The following is a 19,410-nucleotide window of genomic DNA, read 5'->3' on the forward strand; positions in this document are numbered from 1 at the left end:
GACGGCAGCGCATGCCCGGTTGACGCGACGCCCCGGCCAAAACACCGAAGGCCCCGTGGATCTCTCCACGGGGCCTTCGGACTGCTGTGCACTCGGCAGGATTCGAACCTGCAACCTTCTGATCCGTAGTCAGATGCTCTATCCGTTAAGCTACGAGTGCTTGATTTTTCTTTTGTGTGCCTTCGCTCCCCGGCCTTTCGGCCCGTTCGCGGCGACAGGAAGAACATTACATGACCGCCGCCGCCATGTGAAATCCGTTTGCCGCACCGCTTGCGACCTGCGGAAACACGCTTCGCGGGGGCGAAACGCCGAAGCCCCGGTCCAGTGGACCGAGGCTTCGGGATCTTGCAGCGGAGGCGGAGGGATTTGAACCCTCGATGGGATTTAAGTCCCAAACCGCATTAGCAGTGCGGCGCCATAGACCGGACTAGGCGACGCCTCCAGCTTGCACTCCTGCGCGAGCGCGGGGTGCGTGCAGATGATGACACAGCCGAGCGGCGTGTCACCAATCGCGGCTCTTACGGTACTAGTCGGGCGGCCCGCAGAGCAAAGCGTCTTGCGCGCCCGCAACGTCACGGCGTCAACGCCGTTAGACGCGGCAGAGCCCGTACGTGTTCGCGTACCCGGTATCCCGCACCCAGTGGAGCCCGTCATGCTGCGCCACCTCGTCCTCACCGCCGCCGCGTCCGCCGCCGCCCTGTCCGCGGCCCCCGCCGTCGCCCACGCCGGCATGGGCCCCCTCGACTTGTCGTCGCCGCTGACCGCGTCGACCCCCGACCGGCTCACGGTGAAGGTCACCGACGCCGGGGCCGGGCGCAACGGAACGTTCGAGCTGGAGTGCCACCCGACGGGCGGCACGCACCCGCGCGCGCAGGAAGCGTGCGAGAAGCTCGACCAGGAAAGGTGGGGCAGCGACACCTTCGCGCCCACGCCGGCCGACGCGAACTGCACGATGCAGTACGGCGGCCCCGCCACCGCGCACATCACCGGGACCTGGCACGGCCGGCCCGTGGACGCGACGTACAACCGCAGCAACGGATGCGAGATCTCCCGGTGGAACAACCTCGTTCCCGTACTGCCCGAGGCCGGCGCCTGAAGCCTGTTGGCCTGTTGGCCTGTTTTCGGCCACGACTATGTCCGGTTCTGTGCCACGGCTTTATGCCTCCGGCAACCGACCCGTCGTGACCAGGGGGTACGGAAGCCTCACATCTTCTGCGTGCGACCTCCCTCTCATCCGGCGTCGCGCCCGCAACCTCTCCCCGTAGACTCCCTTCCGTGACACGCCACGGGCCACGCGGCAAGATGGCCGGGGCGAGTCGGCAAGCAGCAGTAACCAGGGAGGAAGCGTCGTCGTGAGCAGCAGGCCATCCCGAGGCGCTGCTCGCCTCGCAGCCATACTCGACGCGCTCCCGGACGCGCTGGTCCTCGTGAATGCCAACGGGACCGTCGTGAACGCGAACGCGATCGCGCTCGAGGCGTTCGAGACGCCGGGCACCGCCCTCGTGGGGCGCGGGCTCCTCGATCTGTTGCCGGAGTTCGACTCCCGGCTGATTCCCGGATCGATGCGCAGGCCCGAATCCATCGATGAGCGCGGGCGGACCAAGCCGACGCGGATGATGGCGCGCCGCACGGACGGCAGCGAGTTCCCCGTCGAGGTCACCAGCTCGAACCTCGAGGACATCCGGGACGCCTACGACAATTACGGCTACACCGGTGACGAGTTGCTCATGCTCGTCGTACGCGACCTTTCGGGCGCCGTGGACACCGAGGCCGAACTCGCGCGTTCCCAGCGGCAGACCGAGATGATCCTGCGCGCCGCCGCCGAAGGCGTCGTCGGAACGGACACCGAGGGACGCGTCGTCCTCGTCAATCCGGCCGCCGCGCAGATACTGGGCTTCAGGGCCAGCGACCTCGGCGGGCAGGAGCTGCACCACCTGGTGCTCCACTCGCGCGCCGACGGCGAGCCCTTCCCCTACGAGGAGTCCCCCCTCGCTGACACGCTCCGCTCCGGGCGCAAGCACCGGGTGCGCGGGCAGGTCCTGTGGTCCAAGAGCGGCGACCGGGTCGCGGTCGACCTGACGACGGCGCCGGTGCGCGACGGGGATCAGCTCGTCGGCGCGGTCATGACGTTCACCGACCGGCGCCCCTACGACGCGCTGGCCGAGGAGCACGAGGCCGCGCTCGCGGCGCACGCGCAGGAGATGCAGGCCGCGACCGAGCGGCGCACGGAGGAACTGCGGGCCGCCACCGAGCGGCACGCCGCGGAACTTGCCGCCGCCGCCGAGCAGCGCACGGAGGAGATCGCCGCCGAGCAGGAGCGGTACGCGGCGCTCGCCGAGCGCGAGAAGGACCGGTTCGAGGAGCTGACCGAGCGCGAGAAGGACCGGTACGACGCTCTGGCCGCGCGGCACGAGCAGCTGCTCGCCGTGCTCGGGTCGTCCCTGCGGGGTCCGCTCGACGAGCTGCGGCGCGAACTGTCGGCTCTCGCCGCCGATGACGCCGGGCAGTTGTGGCCCGAGGCGAATCAGGTCCTGCACCATCTTTCGGCCGGATACGCCCGCATCACCACCCTCGTCGACAACGTGCTGGGCTTCCAGCTGCTCGACTCCGGTGCGGATGAGCTGTCGCGCGTGAACGTCATGCTCGACGCCGTCGTCGCGAGCGGCGTGGAGGGCGCGATCGAGCTGATCGGGCCCGGGCGTGCGCAGTTCGCCGTGCACGCGCCGCCGATCGAGATAGAGGTCGATCCGGGGCGGCTCGCCACGGCTCTCGCCCACCTGGTCGCCGATGTGGCGGGAATCGACGCCACCGGCAACGCGCGCGCAGGCGTGAACCCTTCGGCCGTGCAGGCCGGCGGCTACGTGGACTCGACCGTGGTCGTCGCCGCCGCTCAGCGCGGCGAGGTCGTCCGCATCGAGGTGCGGGGCCCGTACGCCGGGGGAGACCCGGTGCACGAGCCGATCGTCCGCGGCATCGTGCGGGCGCACGGCGGCGTGCTGCAGACGCACGAGGTGCCGGGCATGAGCGGCAATGCGTACGTCCTTGAAGTGCCGATCGGTGCGGGGGGCGGGGCGGTTGCCGGGGCCGGGGCCAGCATCGGGGCCGGGGCCGGGGGTGAGGTTTCCGCTGCTTCTGAGGCTTCGGGCGGCTCTGTCGGGTCTTCCGTGGTGGTACCCGCGCAGGCTTCGCCGCCCACGGGTGGCGGTCGGCGCCGGGCCCGGCGGGCCGCGGGGCCGTCGGTGGACTCGTTCCTGGAGAGTTCGGTTTCCGGGGACGCCACTTCGGGGGGTGCCGCGGACAGCGTTCCTGGCGGGGTTCCGGCCGCAGGAGTTCCTGGCGGGGCTCCGGCCGGCGGAACCGGGCGGCGGCGTGGCCGGCGTGCGGCGGAGGCTGACGCGGCGGAGACGGCGGCCTCTGCGGCCTCCGCGCCGACTTCGGCTTCAGCTTCGGCTTCGGCTTCCGCCGAGGGGCCGGTTGCTTCGGAGGTGCCCGCGCCTGCCGAGGGATCGCAGGCTTCCGGGGGTACGGGGCGGCGTCGTGGGCGGCCCAGCGCCGCCGAGGGGACCGCTGTGGGGTCCGTGGGCTCTGTGGGCTCCGTGGTGACCGCTGCCGAGCATGCGGCGGGGTCCGCCGCGCTGGGAGCTACCGTGCCGCCGCAGGGTGTGCCGGTTCCGGCGGGCGGGGTGGCTCCCGCTTCCGGGCAACGGGCTCGGCGTGGCGACGACCAGTTGGCGTTGCCGCCCGCGTTGCCTTCGGGTGGTGCCGGGGGCGGCGCTTCCGGGGCCGGGTCGGCTGTGGCTGTTGTCGGTGATGCGGGCGAGGGCTCGCCCCGGCCCACGGGGCGGCGCCGACGTGCGCTGGCCGCCGCCAAGGAGCGGGCCGCTGCCGAGGAGGCTCCCAGCGGGCGCGTCTTCGCGCTGCCGCCGGCCTCCGCCGACCAGGACGACACCGGGCAGCACGAAGCGGCCCTGCACCACCCGGCCGACGACCACACCCCGCCGGAGCCTCACCCGGCTCAGGCGCCTACGGGCCGCCGCCGGTCGCGTCCGGCAGCACCGGCCACTCCTGAGGCTGCTGCGGCTGCTGCGACTCCTGCGGCTGCTGATCCGGGGGCGCCCGCCGCTGCGGGTCCTGCGGAGGCGCGGGAGACCCCGCCCGCCGGTGTTCCCTCGCAGGCAACCACGTACGCCGAAGGCACTCCCGCGCACGGCGTCCACACGTCCGGCAGGGGCGTCGCGCTCCCGCCCGAGCGCGGGACCCGGGAAGCGGCGCAGGCCGCCCGGGCCGCGCAGCCGCTGCCCGCCGAGGCCGCGCCCGGCGACCCCAACTCGACGCAGGGGCGCGCGATCAGCGTGCGTACGCTCGGGCAGGGTGTGCCGTTCGGCCAGCAGATCGCCGAGCAGCAGCAGCGTCGGCGGGGGCTTCAGCAGGGTCAGGGGCAGGCTCAGGAGCAGGGGCAGGGGCAGGGGCAGGGGCAGGCTTCGGCTGCGGCTCCGCAGATCCCGCAGGCGCCGCAGCCTCCGCTGCCGCCTCAGACGCCTCAGACGCCTCCGGCCCAGCAGGCCCCGCAGACCCCGCAGGCACCTGCTCCGGCGCCGGCTTCCCCGCCCGTACCGGAAGCCCCTCAGTCCACCGCGACCCCGCTGCCGGAGCAGGCACCGGCGCAGCCCGCGGCCACGGGGCAGTCGCAGTCCCACACCCTCGGCGGGTCCGTCAGCGGCTCCGGGCGGCGGCGCAGGTTGTCCACCCCCCCTGGCTCGGCGGGGTCCGCCGACTCCGCCAACTCCGCAGGCGATGACCGCCCCGAGACCGCTGCCCGCCCGCACCTCCAGACTCCGGGTCAGGCTCCGGGCCAGGCCTCGGGCCAGCCGCAGTCCCGGATCGCGTCCTCCTCCGAGGGCGCGGGACGCTCGTACGCGATCGGCGCACCGGACGAGGACGCCGACGAGGGCCCGGAGCCGCTGGACGGTCCGGGCGGCGCGGTCGAGGTCGCCAACCGGCCGCAGCCGCAGCCCATGGACGACGAGTTGCCGCCCGAGCCGCTGGACAACCCGCGTCGCCTCCTGGTCTGGCCCGCGCCCGACGTCACCACGCAGCAGGCGCTGAGCGACCGCGGCTACCGTCCCGTCATCGTGAACTCCCGCGAGGAGGTCGACGCCCAGATCGCGGCGTTCCCCGCGGCCCTGTTCGTGGACCCGCTGACCGGACCGATCACGCGTACGGCCCTGCAGTCGCTGCGCACGGCCGCCGTGGCCGCCGAGGTCCCGGTACTGGTCACGGCGGGACTCGGCCAGGCGACGCGCGAGGCCGCGTACGGCGCCGACCCCGCCGTACTTCTGAAGGCCCTCGCGCCCCGCGACAGCGAGCAGCATCCGCCGCGCGTCCTGCTCATCGAGGAGCACGAGGAGATCGCGCTGGCCCTGACCGCGACGCTGGAACGGCGTGGCATGCAGGTCGCGCGGGCCGAGAGCGACGCGGACGCGGTGACGCTCGCGGCGCAGATGCGGCCGAACCTGGTGGTGATGGACCTGATGCAGGTACGTCGCCGCAGGGCCGGGATCATCGACTGGCTGCGCGCGAACGGCCAGTTGAACCGCACCCCGCTCGTCGTCTACACCGCCGCCGTCGACCAGACGGAGCTGCCGCGGCTCGCGGCGGGGGAGACGGTGCTGTTCCTCGCGGAGCGCTCGACGAGCGGCGAGGTGCAGGACCGGATCGTGGACCTGCTGGCGAAGATCGGTACGAACTAGCCCGCAGAGCAGCCGCTTCCGTACCTCAAAGCACCCGCGTACGTACACATGGCTGATGCGCCGCCCCGGCGGGGGAGCGGCGCATCAGCGGGTGTCGGTCTTTGCGTCGGTCAGAGCTTCGTGACGTCCAGCTCGCCGTCCGCGTACTGCCTGCGCAGCACCTTCTTGTCGAACTTGCCGACGCTCGTCTTGGGCACGGCCGGCACGATCGCCCAGCGCTCGGGCAGCTGCCACTTGGCGATGGTGCCCGCGAGGAAGTCGCGCAGGGCGGCGTAGTCGAGGGTCGAGTCCTCCCTCAGGACGACCGTCGCGAGCGGGCGTTCTCCCCACTTCTCGTCGGGGACGGCGACGACCGCCGCCTCCGCGACATCCGGGTGGGACATGATCGCGTTCTCCAGCTCGACGCTGGAGATCCACTCGCCGCCCGACTTGATGACGTCCTTCGCCCGGTCGGTGAGCGTCAGGAATCCGTCGGAGGAGATCACGCCGACGTCACCGGTCTTCAGCCAGCCGTCCGCACTGAACTTGTCCTCGGGCTTGAGTGCCTCGCCCGCCGCGCCGCCGTAGTAGGCGCCCGCGATCCACGGCCCCCGCACCTCCAGCTCGCCCGCCGACTCGCCGTCCCACGGCAGGTACTCGCCGCCGGGCCCGACCAGGCGGGCCTCGACGCCGGTCGGGAACCGGCCCTGCGTGAGGCGGTAGGCGAACTCCTCGTCGGTGCCGAGGGCCTTGGCCGGCGGCCGGGCGACGGTGCCCAGCGGGGACGTCTCCGTCATGCCCCAGGCGTGGCAGACCCGCATGCCCAGCTTGTCGAACGCCTCCATCAGCGAGGGCGGGCAGGCCGAGCCGCCGATGGTGACCTGGCCGAGCGAGCTGACGTCGCGCGGCTTCGCGGAGAGTTCGGCGAGCAGGCCCTGCCAGATGGTGGGGACCGCGGCGGCGTGCGTGGGCCGCTCCGTCTCGATCATCTCGGCGAGCGGGGCGGGCTGCAGGAAACGGTCCGGCATCAGCATGTTCACGCCCGCCATCAGGGTCGCGTGCGGCAGACCCCAGGCGTTGACGTGGAACTGCGGGACGACGACCAGTGTGGTGTCCGCGTCCGTCAGGCCCATGGACTCGCTCATGTTGACCTGCATGGAGTGCAGGTAGATGGAGCGGTGGGAGTAGACGACGCCCTTGGGGTCGCCGGTGGTGCCGGAGGTGTAGCACATGGCGGCGGCCGTGCGCTCGTCGAGCTCGGGCCAGTCGTAGGCCGTGGGCTTGGCGGCGATCAGGTCCTCGTACTCGTGCACCTGCGCCTGGATCCCGGCCAGCGGCGAGCGGTCGCCGGGGCCCGAGACCACCAGGTGCTCGACGGTCGGCAGCTGCGGAAGCAGGGGTGCGAGCAGCGGGATGAGGGAGCCGTTGACGATGATGACGCGGTCGGCCGCGTGATTCACGATCCAGGTCAACTGGTCGGCGGGCAGCCGGAGATTGAGGGTGTGCAGGACGGCGCCCATACAGGGGACCGCGAAGTAGGCCTCGACGTGCTCGGCGTTGTTCCACATGAAGGTGGCCACGCGCTCGTCGCCGTCGACCCCGAGGTCTTCGCGCAGCGCGTGCGCCAGCTGGGCGGAGCGTTCACCGATCTCACGGAAGCTGCGGCGCTGCGGGGCCTCGCCGGTCCATGTGGTGACCTGCGACGACCCGTGCACGGTCGTCCCGTGCCGGAGGATGCGGGTGACGGTCAGTGGTACGTCCTGCATCGTGCTCAGCACGGCGTCCTCCCGGTGGGCGCGCGGCATTCATCCGGGGCGGCTCCCGAATGACCTACCTGGCAGTAGGGCTCGCCAGATTCTTGCCGCATACCGCACGGTATGTCACTAGTACGGGAGAAGAAAGGTCAGTCAGAGCTGCGACGATCACCGGACGCAGGGTGTGCCGATCGCCGGAGACGAGCCCGGTGATCACCGGACCGGCGTGAGCTCCGGGTCCTCGCGGAGCTTGCCGAGTGCCCGCGAAACCGCGCTCTTGACCGTGCCGATGGACACCCCGAGCACCTCGGCGGTCTGCGCCTCGCTGAGATCCTCGTAGTACCGCAGGACGACCATCGCCCGCTGCCGCGCTGGCAGCTTCATGATCGCGCGCCACATCGCGTCCCTGAGCACCTGCTGCTCCGCCGGATCCGCGACCGGCGTCACCTCGGGCTCGGGCAGCTCGTCACACGCGAACTCGTCGACCTTGCGCTTGCGCCACTGCGAGGTCCGGGTGTTCAGCAGGGCCCGGCGCACATAGCCGTCGAGCGCCCGGTGGTCCTGGATCCGGTCCCACGCGACATAGGTTTTGGTGAGGGCCGTCTGCAGGAGATCCTCCGCATCGCTCGGATTCGCGGTCAGCGAGCGCGCGGTGCGAAGCAGGACGGGCTGTCGTGCCCGTACGTACGACGCGAACGACGGATACGCCGAAGGACTCGCTGTCCGCGTCGCGGCCTTCGATGCGCTGGTGCACATGGGCACCATGGATACGGTCATGGCTCCACGCTAGAAGCGCCCCCTACTTCAGCGGATCGGCCGCAGGTCCCTAAGCCGTGTCCGCCTCAGGTTGTACGCCGGGTGGTAGCCCCACCTCCTGAAGGTGGAGGAGGCGGAGCACTCCCCTGAGGGTTCGTCCCTGATAGAGCCGCGGTCCGCCCTAGCCGATCCGGGCCACCGGCGCGTGTACGAAGTTGCGGTCGATCTTCATCGTGCGCCCGCCGTGCCTCTCCTTCACGTTCCCCGCGTACTGGTGGATGCGCCGCTCGCGCCACGCGTTCTTCTGCAGCACGGGCTCGTTGTACAGGCTCGGCCGCTTGTGCCAGCGCGCGAACCAGATCACCGACGGCAGGTCCCGCACCCCGGCCCGCCGCGCCGTCTCCATGTGCCGTACGCCGTAGTTCGCGCTGCTGTAGAACCCCGGTACGTAACCGGACCTGCGCACCTCTCGGTTCCAGGCCCGCACGAAGGCCAGGGTGGTCTTGCCGCACTCCACCTTGCGGTAGGTGTACGCCTCCATGTCCAGGTAGAGCGGGCTGCTCGCCCGCATCCCGAAGGACTTCGCCCTCTTTACCGCGTCACGCCCCTCCCTGGTCCCCTGCTGCACGGGGTAGCGCCCCATGCGCACGTGCTTCTTGTTCTTCGAGATGACACAGGGCGACTGCGAACCGACGTACACCGGCAGCACCTTCCACCCCTGCCCCCGCACCGCACGCATCCACGAGTGGCTCAGGTGCGGCTGGCGCGCGCACGCCCGGCCGCGGCCCCCGAAGTAGACGCCCACCGCTTGGTAGTCGGATGACGACCAGCGGCGCATCGTGTCGACGGACGGGGCGAGGCAGGTGTCGAAGGCCCAGCCACGGAAGACCGAAACCGCCGCCGCCTTCTTTGCCGCACGCTCCCCGGCTCCGGGCCCCGCATCGGGCCGTGCGCCGACTCCGGGCCGCGCGTCGGCCCCCGCATCGGTCCGTGCCCCGGGCCCGGCCCCCGTCACACGCTTCTCGGTCCCTGGTCCGCTCACGGCGCCGGACGTCGGCACGGCCACGGCCAGCGTCGTCAGGGCGGTGGCCAGGACGAATCCCATCATCAGCTTTTGGCATCGCATACGCCGAGTGAAGAGCCCGGCGCCGCCGTTCCGGCCGGGACACGCTCCGCGTTCAGCCGTCCGCCGCCAGAATCAACCCCGAAGTGGGGACACCGGTGCCCGCCGTTACGAGCGTGCGTGCCGCACCCGGTATCTGGTTCACGGACGTGCCCCGCACCTGTCGGACCGCTTCCGCTATGCCGTTCATCCCGTGCAGATACGCCTCCCCGAGCTGCCCTCCGTGTGTGTTCAGCGGCAGCATCTCCCCGGCCACGAAGTCCGCCGCCTCACCCGGCCCGCAGAAACCGAACTCCTCCAGCTGCATCAGCACGAACGGAGTGAAGTGGTCGTAGAGAATGCCGACGTCGATGTCGCCCGGCGCCAGACCGGAACTCCGCCACAGCTGCCGTGCCACCACGCTCATCTCGGGCAGCCCGCTCAGATCGTCGCGGTAGAAGCTGGTCATCTGCTCCTGCGCCCGGCCCGCACCCTGGGCCGCCGCCGTGATGACCGCCGCCGGCTTCGGCAGATCGCGGGCCCGCTCCACGCTCGTCACGACGATCGCCTGCCCGCCGTCGGTCTCCTGGCAACAGTCCAGGAGGCGCAGCGGTTCGACGATCCAGCGCGATGCGGCGTGATCGGCGAGCGTGATCGGCTTCCCGTGGAAATACGCCGCGGGGTTGGTCGCCGCGTACTTCCGGTCGGTGACCGCCACATGGCCGAAGACATCGGGGGTCAGGCCGTAGGTGTGCAGATAGCGCTGGGCCGCCATGGCCACCCAGGAGGCGGGGGTCAGCAGGCCGAACGGCAAGGACCAGCCGAGCGCCGCCCCCTCCGCCGACGGCTCCCGGTGCTGCACGCCCGAACCGAAACGCCGACCCGACCGCTCATTGAACGCGCGGTAGCAGACGACGACCTCGGCCACGCCGGTCACCACCGCGAGCGCCGCCTGCTGGACGGTCGCGCAGGCCGCTCCTCCGCCGTAATGGACGCGCGAGAAGAACGAGAGCTCCCCGATTCCGGCCGCCTGCGCGACGGTGATCTCCGGGTTCGTGTCCATCGTGAACGTGACCATGCCGTCCACGTCGGCGGGGTCGAGCCCGGCGTCGTCCAGCGCGAGGCCCACCGCCTCCACGGCCAGTCTGAGTTCGCTCCGCCCTGAATCCTTGGAGAACTCGGTGGCCCCGATTCCCACCACGGCGGCCTTCCCGCCGACGCGGTCGCGCGTGCCCACGCTCATGCCGCGCCCCCTGCCGGCGCCCCGCCCGGAACGGTGACCGTGACCGTGCCGGTGACGTGCTTGCCGATGGCGTTGGCCCCGACCACTCTGACCGTGGCCGTATCGCCGTCGACCTGCTGCACGGAGCCGGTCAACACCATCGTGTCCCCCGGATAGTTGGGAGCCCCCAGGCGGATCGCCACCTTGCGGAGGACCGCCCCCGAACCGAAGTGATCGGTGATGTACCGGCCGACCAGGCCGTTCGTGGTCAGGATGTTCATGAAGATGTCGGGGGAGCCCTTCTCCTTGGAGGCCACCGGGTCGTGGTGCACGTCCTGGAAGTCCCGCGAGGCGATGGCACCGGAGACGATGAGCGTCCGGGTGACCGGGATGCTGAGCTCCGGCAACTCGTCCCCGGCCCTCACACCGCTGCCTCCACCGCCGCCGTCGCTGCTTGCCCCTCCGTCTCCGGCTCCGTCTCCGGAGTCCCGTGCTCCCATCACGCCGTCTTCCCCTCCGCCCGAATCCGGTCTCCCCGTCATGCCGCCCCCTCCTGGACGCCCTGCGCGTCTCGCGCGTCCTGCGTGCCCCCCGTGTCCTGAGCGTCCCGTGCGATCAAGTCGCCCATCTCCGCCAGGACTTCGCCTCCGCAGCCCAGATAGGCGTCCAGCTGTCGCCCCCACAGGAAATGCCGGTGTACGGGATGGTCCAGGTCGGCGCCCATGCCGCCGTGCAGATGCTGCCCCGCGTGCACGACGCGCTTGCCCGCCTCCGACGCCCACCACGCGGCGGTCAGCGCATGCGTGCCGTAGGCCAGCCCGGCGTCCCGTCGCCAGGCGGCCTCGTACGCCGTGACCCGTATCGCCTCGGTGTCCATATGGGCGTCCGCCGCACGGAGTTGCACCCCCTGTTTGGCTGCGAGCGGCCGTCCGAACTGCTCCCGCTCGTTCGTGTGGGCGACCGCGCGGGCCAGCGACCCCGCGCACACCCCGGCCTGCAGCCCCGCGAAGGCGGTCCGCGCGCTCGCCAGAACGTCTTCGTACGCGCCCTCCCCTCCGATCCGTTCCGCGGGAGTTCCGTCCAGGACCAACCGCCCCGCCGCCCAGGGCGCGGTCAGCTCCACGGGCTCGGTGTCCGCGTCGGCCACCCGCACTCTCCACAGGCTGTGGCCGCCCCGCGGTGCCGGCTCGCGCACCGCCACCAAGACCTCCGTGGCATCCCGCAGCCACGGCACCCAGGGCACTTCCCCGGCCAGCGTGCCGGACGGCCCCCCGCCCCGTGCCCCCTGCGCGGCGACCACCACCCCGCTCCGCGCCGGAAACGCCCCCGTAGCGACCGCTGTGCCGTCCCGCAGCCCCGGCAGCAGCCGCTCCCGCTGCTCCTCCGTGCCGTGCGCCGCCACCGCGAGCAGCCCGTAGACGCAGGTGGCCCCGAACGGCACCTGCGCCGTCACCCGCCCCTGCTCCTCGAGCAGCAGCACGAGCCCGAGCAACCCGACATCCTCCACCGCACCCGGCAGCCCCGCCGCGCACAGCGCCTTCCACAGCTCGGCGTCCGATCCCGTGCCCGCAGCCGCGAGCCGCTCGGGTGTGGACAGGTCCCCGAAGATCTCTTGGGCCAGGTCCCGTGCGGCGGCCTGCTCCTCCGTAGGCGTGAAGTCCATGTCAGACCCCGCCCCCCGCCATGCCCTCGACGGCCCGGAAGACCGGGAGCTCCAACTCCTCGTCCACCTGCTGGAATTCGAGCCGGACCGGCTGCCCGATCCGCACCTTGTCGCTGGGAACACCCACCACATTGCTGACCATGCGCACGCCCTCCGCCAGTTCGACGAGCCCGACGGCGTACGGCGGATCGAAGGCGGGGAAGGGCGGGTGGTGCATGACGACGTACGAGTAGACCGTGCCATCACCGCTCGCCTCGACCGTGTCCCATTCGAGCGACCCGCAGGCGTTGCAGCCGGGCAGCCAGGGGAAGCGCAGAGCCCGGCAGCCGACGCAGCGCTGGATCAGGAGCTGGTGGCGGCCCACGCCCTCCCAGAACCCGGTGTTGTCCCGGTTGATCACTGGACGGGGTCTCTTGCCCCGCGGTTTCTGCTGCGCGGGCGCGTACTTGAGGATCCGGAAGCGATGAGTCCCCGCCGGTTCGCCGCCCGCTCTGACGTCCATCCGGGTCGTGACGAAATGCCCCGTGCCCAGCTTCGTCGTCTTGCGCTCCGAGACCGACTCGATGACCGCGTCGAAGGTGATCTCGTCCCCCGGCCGCAGCACCCGCAGATACTCCTGCTCGCAGTCCGTCGCGACGACCGAGGTGTACCCCGCGCCGTCCAGGAGCGCGAACAACTCGTCGTACGCGGCCGAACGCCCCTGATGTCCGGAGAGCCCGCCCATCGTCCAGGCCTGGAGCATGGTCGGCGGGGCGATCGGACTCGCTCCCGCGTAGTCCGGGTTGGTGTCCCCCATGGCCTCGCACCAGTGCCGGATCATCGGCTCGTTGACCGGGTCCTTGCCCACACCCGATGTGGCGGCCACCCGGCCCTCGAACGCCTTGAGCGTCTCGTACGAAAGATCGGTCACCGCCGCCCCCTCCGCATGCCGAGGCGCATCGTCGCCACGATCTCCCGCTGCACCTCGCTCACCCCGCCCCCGAACGTATTGATCTGTGCCGCCCTGTTCATCCGCTCCAGCTCCCCCTCGCCGCCACCGCCCGTGCCGAGCGCCAGGGACCCGGGTGAGCCGGCTCGCACCAGACCCGCATCGCCCGTGACTTCCTGACATATTCGGTACACCTCAACGGCCGACTCGGTTCCCACGAATTTCACGCCGCTCGCGTCTCCCGGCGCCAGGACGCCCGCCCCGACATCCCCCACCAAACGCCAGTTGAGCAGGCGCGTTGCCGCAAGCCGCGCCTGCGCTTCGGCCAGTTTCAACCGGACCCACGGAGCGTCAATCCGGCGTTCGCCCGTCACCGGATCGGGTGCACGGGCGAAGGCGACGGCCGCGGCGTAGAAATCCTCGGCCTGCATGCCGATCGCGGCGAGCGCCACCCGCTCGTGGTTGAGCTGGTTGGTGATGAGCCCCCAGCCGCCGTTCTCCTCGCCGACGAGATTCGTGGCGGGTACGCGGATCCCGTCGTAGTACGTCGCCGTGGTCGTCAGGCCGCCCACGGTCTCGATCGGCGTCCACGAGAAGCCCGGCGCGTCGGTCGGCACGAGGATGATCGAGATGCCCTGGTGCTTGGGCGCCTCGGGGTCGGTGCGGCAGGCCAGCCAGATCCAGTCGGCGTTCTGGGCGTTCGACGTGAAGATCTTCTGCCCGTCGATGACCCACGCGTCACCGGTCCCACTGACACCACCGGCCGCACTAGCCCCGTCGGCCCCGCCTGGCTCGCGCACCGCCCGCGTCCGCAGCGAGGCCAGGTCCGTCCCCGCCGACGGCTCGCTGTAGCCGATCGCGAAGACGAGGTCTCCGCTGAGGATGCGCGGCAGGAAGGCGGCCTTCTGCTCATCGGTGCCGTACTTCATGAGGGTCGGCCCGACGGTGTTCAGGGTGACCATCGATACGGGCGCGCCCGCGCGGTAGGCCTCGTCGAAGAAGACGAACTGCTCGTCCGGCCCCCGCCCCTGCCCTCCGTACTCGACAGGCCAGCCGAGACCGAGCATTCCGTCGGCCCCGATGCGCCGCAGAAGTCGGCGCTGCCCCTCCAGATCGCTGCCCGCGGGTGGCCCTCCCGGCATCAGATCGCGGAAGTACGTGCGCAGTTCGGCGCGCAGCTGCTGTTGTCGTTCGGTGGGGGCGAGGTGCACGGCGGCGGGCCTCTCCTTCGCGTACGGGCGTCGCACCGACAGGGTTTTCTGACTGTCCGTCAGAAAACCTGCCGGTGTCAAGAGATCACCCTGGATACGAGGGGGATCGCCCTGGAACGACTGGACACGACGGGGGTCGCCCTGGATACGAGGGGGTCCGCCCTGGACACCAGGCCACCCGCCCCGGATGCGACAGGCCCCGAACGCGCCTGGGCGGCGGTGCAAATGCACCGCCGCCCAGGACGTCACACACCCCATCGAGCAGGCTCCGGGAGCAGCCCCGGAGGCCCGTCACTTCACCAGAGGTTGGTGAAGTTGACGGCGGTGGTCTCGTTCGACTGGTCGAGCGCCGTGAACCCCGAGCCGTTCACCTGGGCGGTGTTGTTCTGGTTCGAGGCGCCGGAACCGACGGCCTGCTGCTGCGTCGTGGCCGAGTTGCCGCTGTTGTTGCCCCCCACACCACTGCCGTTGACGGACGCCACGCCCGCATTCGATCCGTCGTTCGCGAAGGAGCCGTTGTCGGCCGTCGCGACGCCCGTGAAGAGCGCGGCGGCCAGAGGCAGGGCCGCGGCGGCAGCGATGACGCGGGCGGTACGGATGCTTGCCATGTCAATTCCTCCAGGAACGGGGGTGCGCACCAGCGTTGTGCCGGGAGCACCTCAAGAGCGTCTTTTTCCGGGTCAGTTGGCCGACCGCCCCGGGGGTTCTGCTCGACGTCGCGAGACCAGAGTTGCCCACCGAATCCCCGGCGAACCACCCCGGAAGCCCCGATTCCCCCGCAAGCGTGAGTACAAGTCGATAAACACTCCCCGCCCCCTCATAGCCCCAGCTCAGCCGCGAAAAACCAGCTCAAACCCAAGCGCCGCACGGGCTGAAGCGTTCCGCCACTTTTCGAAGATCGACGGGCGCACCCGCGTTTCGCCCGCGCGCCGCGCCCGCGCCCCTTTCTTTCTTCGAACGCTTGTACGAAAATGAGGGCATGGCCACTATCGACCGCCATGCCACAGCGCTCGTTCTCGCCCACGCCCTGTCCGCCGCCGAGCGCGGCCTCGCCGTCATCCCGCTCTCCCGCACCAAGCTGCCGGCACTCCGCTCCCCCCATCACGAACAGCCCGAGCCGTCCCCCTGCCACGGCGAATGCGGCCGCACCGGACACGGGGTGTACGACGCGTCGACCGACCCGCGCCGCATCCGCGCCCTTTTCGCGGCCGCCCCCTGGGCCACCGGCTACGGCATCGCGTGCGGTCTGCCCCCGCACCATCTGATCGGCATCGACCTGGACACCAAGTCCGGTACGGACGCTCCGGCGGCCCTGCGGGAACTGGCGCTCCGCCACCTGTTCACGATCCCGGCCACGGTCGTCGTGGCGACCCCCAGCGGTGGCCGCCACATCTGGCTGACGGGCCCGCCCGGCGCCGTCATCCCCAACTCCGCGGGCCGCCTCGCCCCCGGCATCGACATCCGGGGCGCGGGCGGCTATCTCGTCGGCCCCGGCTCGCGCACCGAGCACGGCGTCTACAGCACCGTGGCCGGCACCGCCCATCTCCCTCCCGCGAGCTGCCCGCCCGCGCTGCTGCGCCTGCTCACGCCCCCGCCACGGACCCGCCAGCCCGCGCTCCCGCAGATGCCGGCCCCGCGCGGCTCGGGACTGGTCCAGTTCGTGCTCGCCGCGCACGAGGGCCAGCGCAACACGCGCCTGTTCTGGGCCGCTTGCCGCGCCTACGAGAACGGCATCGGCGAGTTCCTGGCCGAGGAACTCTGCGATGCAGCGCTCCAGATCGGCCTCACGGAACGCGAGGCCCTCTCGACGATCGCGTCGGCGGCGCGCCTGACGGGGCATGCGTAAGGGGCGCCCGCAACAGCGGACGCCCCTTACTAGCCGACTAACCGACTGCGTACTCCCCTGAGCACCCCTACCCGAGCAGCGAACGCACCGCCGCACGGTCGATGTTCGTCAGGGCACGAACCAGCTTCGGGGTCAGGAAGACGATGGCGAGGCCGACCAGGGACGCCCCGGCGATCTGCACCGGCGACTCCAGGTAGAACGCGTGGTGCTCGCCGCCGGAGGTGTAGTCGAACAGCCGGTAGCCGGGCCAGTCGACGTAACGCGGGAACACCCAGGAGTACGCCGGAAGCAGCGCGACCACCCAGCCGGTGACCAGGAAGGTCACGCTGAGGACGAAGGAGACCACCCGCGAAGGGAACATCACGAACTGGAAGAGCAACGCCCGCCAGCCCGCCCCGTCAAAGAGCCGCGCCCGCATCCCCGCCCACGCCCCCGCGTCCCGCGGCCTGTCCACGGCAGCGGGACCGGTGACCTCGAGCCCCAACTGCGTGCGCGCCCGCCCCCGCTCGGCGGCGCCGAACCCCCGCGCCCCGGCCAATGCGGCCGCGAGCACCGGCAGCCCGAGCACAGTGACGAACAGGCTCACACCGAGCGCGAACATCGTCACGGCGAAGGCGAAGCCCACGATGGCGATGGGCAGCGACGTCACGGTGTAGCCGATCTCCCGGTACGTGGAGGCGGCGAACGGCGCCCGCCAGAAGCCCGGCGACCCCGCGGGGCGCACAGGAGAGGGAACGGCCGATGAGGGAGCGGCGGAAGCGGCTGCGTACGGCAGTGCACTGGTGCTGCTGGTGCTCATGACGGGCCTCGAATCTTCGCGGTGGGGACGTTCCGGGGAATGCCGGGGAGTGCCGGGGAGTGCTGTGCTGACGTCCTCAACATTCGCGGATCCGAACGGCACGCAACATCCGGTGATCCGCCCTCTCGGGGGTGTTGCTGGCACCACCCCCGAGAGGGCGGAACGCGAAAAGGGCGCCTCTTCCTGAGAGGCGCCCTTTTCGCAGACCACGGCTTACTCGCCGCGGAACACGACGTACTTGCCGCGGTGAACGTCAGCCGTCGTAGCCGTCGAAGCCGGAGTTGAAGACCCCGTCGAGGGACGTGCCGTGGCTGTAGCCGCCCATCGAGGCGCCGCCGTAGGTGATCCCGTAGGGACCACCCATGTTGTATGCGGCCTTGCCCGCGTAACCGCCCTGGGAGTGGGTGGTGCTCGGGCCGTCGTCGGCGACGGCGGTACCGGCGGCCAGGAATCCGGCGACGGTGGCTACGGCGAGGGCAGATGCGATGCGCTTCAACACGAGTTTCTCCTCTGTGACGAATCCAGTGATCCCCCGCAGAGAACGAGACCGCACTCGGCACGCACCTCCTTCTAGGCACGCCGGGCAGCGTCCACGTGGAGTACTACGTTCATCCATTCATCCAAGGCGACTTGCTCCGCGCACCCGGCCCCGCGCCGCGGACAGGCGCTGCCCCTCCGCGCCCAGACGCATGTACGACCCGCGGTGGCCGATCCGCCCACGGCAAAGGCCCCCGACCAATACTGCTGGTCAGGGGCCTTGCAAGCTGCGCGGTGGGTGTGGGATTTGAACCCACGGTGACTCGCGCCACGACGGTTTTCAAGACCGTTCCCTTAGGCCGCTCGGGCAACCCACCCCGCACCGCCGCTCAAGCGGTGCGGGGACAAGAGTAGCGGGTCAGCTCTCGCCCTTGCGCTGGCCCAGGACCACGTCGGCCTTGTGCTCCTTGCCGTCGCGCTTGAACGTGATCTGGACGGTGTCGCCCGGCTTGTGGGTCCAGATCTGGCCGATCAGGGTCGGGCCGCTGTCGATCACGGTGTCGTCCAGCTTCGTGATGACGTCACCGGGCTTGAGGCCCGCCTTGGCCGCGGGGCCGTTCGGAGTGACCGCCTTCGTGCCGCTGGCGCCTTCCGGGGAGATCGTGGCGCCGCCCGTGCTCTCCTCCAGGGAGACCGAGGCGCCGATCACGGGGTAGACGGCCTGGCCGTTCTTGATCAGCTGCTGTGCGACGTACTTGGCCTGGTTGACCGGGATCGCGAAGCCCAGGCCGATGGAGCCGGACTGGCCGCTCCCGCCGAGGCCGCCCCCGCTCTCCGCGGGCTTGATCGCGGAGTTGATGCCGATGACCGCACCGCCCGCGTCGAGCAGCGGGCCGCCGGAGTTACCGGGGTTGATGGAGGCGTCGGTCTGCAGGGCGCTCATGTACGAGCTCTTGCTGCTCGCGCCGTCGCTGGAGGTCACCGGGCGGTCCTTGGCGCTGACGATGCCGGTGGTGACCGTGTTCGAGAGGCCGAAGGGGGCGCCGATGGCGATGGTCGAGTCGCCGACCGCCACCTTGTCGGAGTTGCCGAGGGGGAGCGGCTTCAGGTTCTCGGGCCGCTCCTTGAGCTTGATGACCGCCACGTCATAGCCCTCGGCACGGCCGACCACCTCGGCGTCGTACTTCTTGCCGTCGGAGAACGTCGCCGCGAGCTTGCCGCCGTCGGCCGCGGAGGCCACCACGTGGTTGTTCGTGAGGATGTGGCCCTCTTCGTCGTAGACGAAACCGGTGCCCGTGCCGCCTTCTCCGTTGCCTCCCTGGGCCTCGATCGTGACGACGCTGGGCAGCGCCTTGCCCGCGATGTTGGCGACCGTGCCGCGCTCGCGCTTGAGGTCGGCCGGGGTGTTCGACGCGGAGACCGTCGTCGAGCCCGTGCTGTTGTCGTTCCGGTCGGCCGCCCAGAAGCCGATGCCGCCGCCGACACCGCCGGCGACCAGCGCGGCCACGAGCACCGCCGCGATCAGACCACCACGCCGGCCCTTGGGCTTGGACCCTTCCGGGTGCTCCGCCGTGTACGAGGCGCCCCACCCGGAGCCTGAGCCGCCGTCCTGGGCATAGGAAGGAACCGCGGGCGGCGGCGGAGGCGGCCAGCCTCCGGCACCGGAGGCGTGCGGGGTCGCGCCCGCGGTGGCACCGGCGTGCGCGGGAGCCTGGTGCGCCGCCGGGTCCTCGAATGCCGCGGAAGGCGGCGTCGCGGGGTCGTGCGCCGGGGTGTGGGGCGCGGCGGAAGGGGGTGCGGGCTCGGCGGAAGCAGCGGGAGTTTCCACCGGCACAGGAGGCGCTGACGGGGCCGGGGGTACCTCGTTGCCCTCGTTCTCGGTGCTCACAGCTCTTCTCCTCGGTCCACGCTGTCGTTCTCGGT

The 19,410-nt window shown here is 71.2% G+C and carries 15 protein-coding genes and 3 tRNA genes; 3 read left to right on the forward strand and 15 right to left on the reverse strand.

The genetic code is table 11. The features are described 5' to 3' along the window. Positions 1–87 precede the first annotated feature (87 nt). A tRNA-Arg gene (locus ACWFR3_RS15670) sits at positions 88–160 on the reverse strand. A gap of 191 nt (positions 161–351) precedes the next feature. Beyond that, a tRNA-Ser gene (locus ACWFR3_RS15675) sits at positions 352–442 on the reverse strand. A gap of 210 nt (positions 443–652) precedes the next feature. Here ACWFR3_RS15675 and ACWFR3_RS15680 point away from each other — a divergent pair. Both ACWFR3_RS15680 and ACWFR3_RS15685 read left to right on the forward strand, forming a co-directional pair. Beyond that, positions 653–1,096, forward strand: coding sequence for an SSI family serine proteinase inhibitor (locus ACWFR3_RS15680; RefSeq protein ID WP_453735100.1), 444 nt, complete (start codon positions 653–655; stop codon positions 1,094–1,096). Positions 1,097–1,352: 256 nt separating this feature from the next. Further along, complete coding sequence (locus ACWFR3_RS15685) at positions 1,353–5,750, forward strand: PAS domain-containing protein (RefSeq protein ID WP_453735101.1); 4,398 nt, start codon at positions 1,353–1,355, stop codon at positions 5,748–5,750. A gap of 110 nt (positions 5,751–5,860) precedes the next feature. Here ACWFR3_RS15685 and ACWFR3_RS15690 read toward each other — a convergent pair whose 3' ends face one another. The 9 genes from ACWFR3_RS15690 to ACWFR3_RS15730 form a co-directional block, all read right to left on the reverse strand. Continuing rightward, positions 5,861–7,507, reverse strand: a complete 1,647-nt coding sequence (locus tag ACWFR3_RS15690; RefSeq protein ID WP_453735102.1) for a long-chain fatty acid--CoA ligase — start codon at positions 7,505–7,507, stop codon at positions 5,861–5,863. 189 nt (positions 7,508–7,696) lie between these two features. Next, positions 7,697–8,260: a SigE family RNA polymerase sigma factor gene (locus tag ACWFR3_RS15695; protein ID WP_361193588.1), complete on the reverse strand. Its 564-nt coding sequence runs from the start codon at positions 8,258–8,260 to the stop codon at positions 7,697–7,699. Positions 8,261–8,420: 160 nt separating this feature from the next. After that, positions 8,421–9,365, reverse strand: coding sequence for a DUF1906 domain-containing protein (locus ACWFR3_RS15700; protein WP_453735103.1), 945 nt, complete (start codon positions 9,363–9,365; stop codon positions 8,421–8,423). Positions 9,366–9,417: 52 nt separating this feature from the next. Next, complete coding sequence (locus tag ACWFR3_RS15705; protein ID WP_453735104.1) at positions 9,418–10,584, reverse strand: lipid-transfer protein; 1,167 nt, start codon at positions 10,582–10,584, stop codon at positions 9,418–9,420. Next, positions 10,581–10,988, reverse strand: a complete 408-nt coding sequence (locus ACWFR3_RS15710) for a MaoC family dehydratase (protein ID WP_453735105.1) — start codon at positions 10,986–10,988, stop codon at positions 10,581–10,583. The genes ACWFR3_RS15705 and ACWFR3_RS15710 overlap by 4 nt, the downstream gene beginning before the upstream one ends. 113 nt (positions 10,989–11,101) lie before the next feature. Then, positions 11,102–12,226 carry an acyl-CoA dehydrogenase family protein gene (locus ACWFR3_RS15715; RefSeq protein WP_453735106.1) on the reverse strand — a complete coding sequence of 375 codons (1,125 nt, stop codon included), beginning with the start codon at positions 12,224–12,226 and terminating at the stop codon, positions 11,102–11,104. Between the two features lies 1 nt (position 12,227). Next, positions 12,228–13,136 (reverse strand): bifunctional MaoC family dehydratase N-terminal/OB-fold nucleic acid binding domain-containing protein, encoded by a 909-nt coding sequence (locus ACWFR3_RS15720; RefSeq protein WP_453735107.1) that lies wholly within the window; start codon positions 13,134–13,136, stop codon positions 12,228–12,230. Further along, the gene (locus tag ACWFR3_RS15725; RefSeq protein WP_453735108.1) at positions 13,133–14,365 is read right to left on the reverse strand and encodes an acyl-CoA dehydrogenase family protein; all 1,233 of its coding nucleotides are present in this window, start codon (positions 14,363–14,365) and stop codon (positions 13,133–13,135) included. The genes ACWFR3_RS15720 and ACWFR3_RS15725 overlap by 4 nt, the downstream gene beginning before the upstream one ends. Positions 14,366–14,661: 296 nt before the next feature. Next, positions 14,662–14,973: a hypothetical protein gene (locus tag ACWFR3_RS15730; protein WP_361193603.1), complete on the reverse strand. Its 312-nt coding sequence runs from the start codon at positions 14,971–14,973 to the stop codon at positions 14,662–14,664. A 371-nt stretch (positions 14,974–15,344) separates the two neighbouring features. Between ACWFR3_RS15730 and ACWFR3_RS15735 the strand changes: the two genes are divergently transcribed. Continuing rightward, a complete protein-coding gene (locus ACWFR3_RS15735) occupies positions 15,345–16,211 on the forward strand; it encodes a bifunctional DNA primase/polymerase (RefSeq protein ID WP_453735109.1) in 867 nt (288 codons plus the stop codon). Between the two features lie 67 nt (positions 16,212–16,278). On the opposite strand, the gene ACWFR3_RS15740 is transcribed toward ACWFR3_RS15735, so the two are convergent. From ACWFR3_RS15740 to ACWFR3_RS15755, 4 genes are all read right to left on the reverse strand, one after another. Continuing rightward, positions 16,279–17,010: a sensor domain-containing protein gene (locus ACWFR3_RS15740; protein WP_453735110.1), complete on the reverse strand. Its 732-nt coding sequence runs from the start codon at positions 17,008–17,010 to the stop codon at positions 16,279–16,281. Positions 17,011–17,263: 253 nt separating this feature from the next. Then, entirely contained in the window at positions 17,264–17,509 is a 246-nt protein-coding gene (locus ACWFR3_RS15745; protein WP_453735111.1) for a hypothetical protein, read from the reverse strand. A 270-nt stretch (positions 17,510–17,779) separates the two neighbouring features. Then, positions 17,780–17,864: transfer RNA gene (locus ACWFR3_RS15750), tRNA-Ser, on the reverse strand. Positions 17,865–17,905: 41 nt separating this feature from the next. Further along, positions 17,906–19,375, reverse strand: coding sequence for a S1C family serine protease (locus ACWFR3_RS15755; protein WP_453735112.1), 1,470 nt, complete (start codon positions 19,373–19,375; stop codon positions 17,906–17,908). Positions 19,376–19,410: the final 35 nt, after the last annotated feature.

It is taken from the genome of Streptomyces sp. NPDC055189, assembly GCF_053606765.1.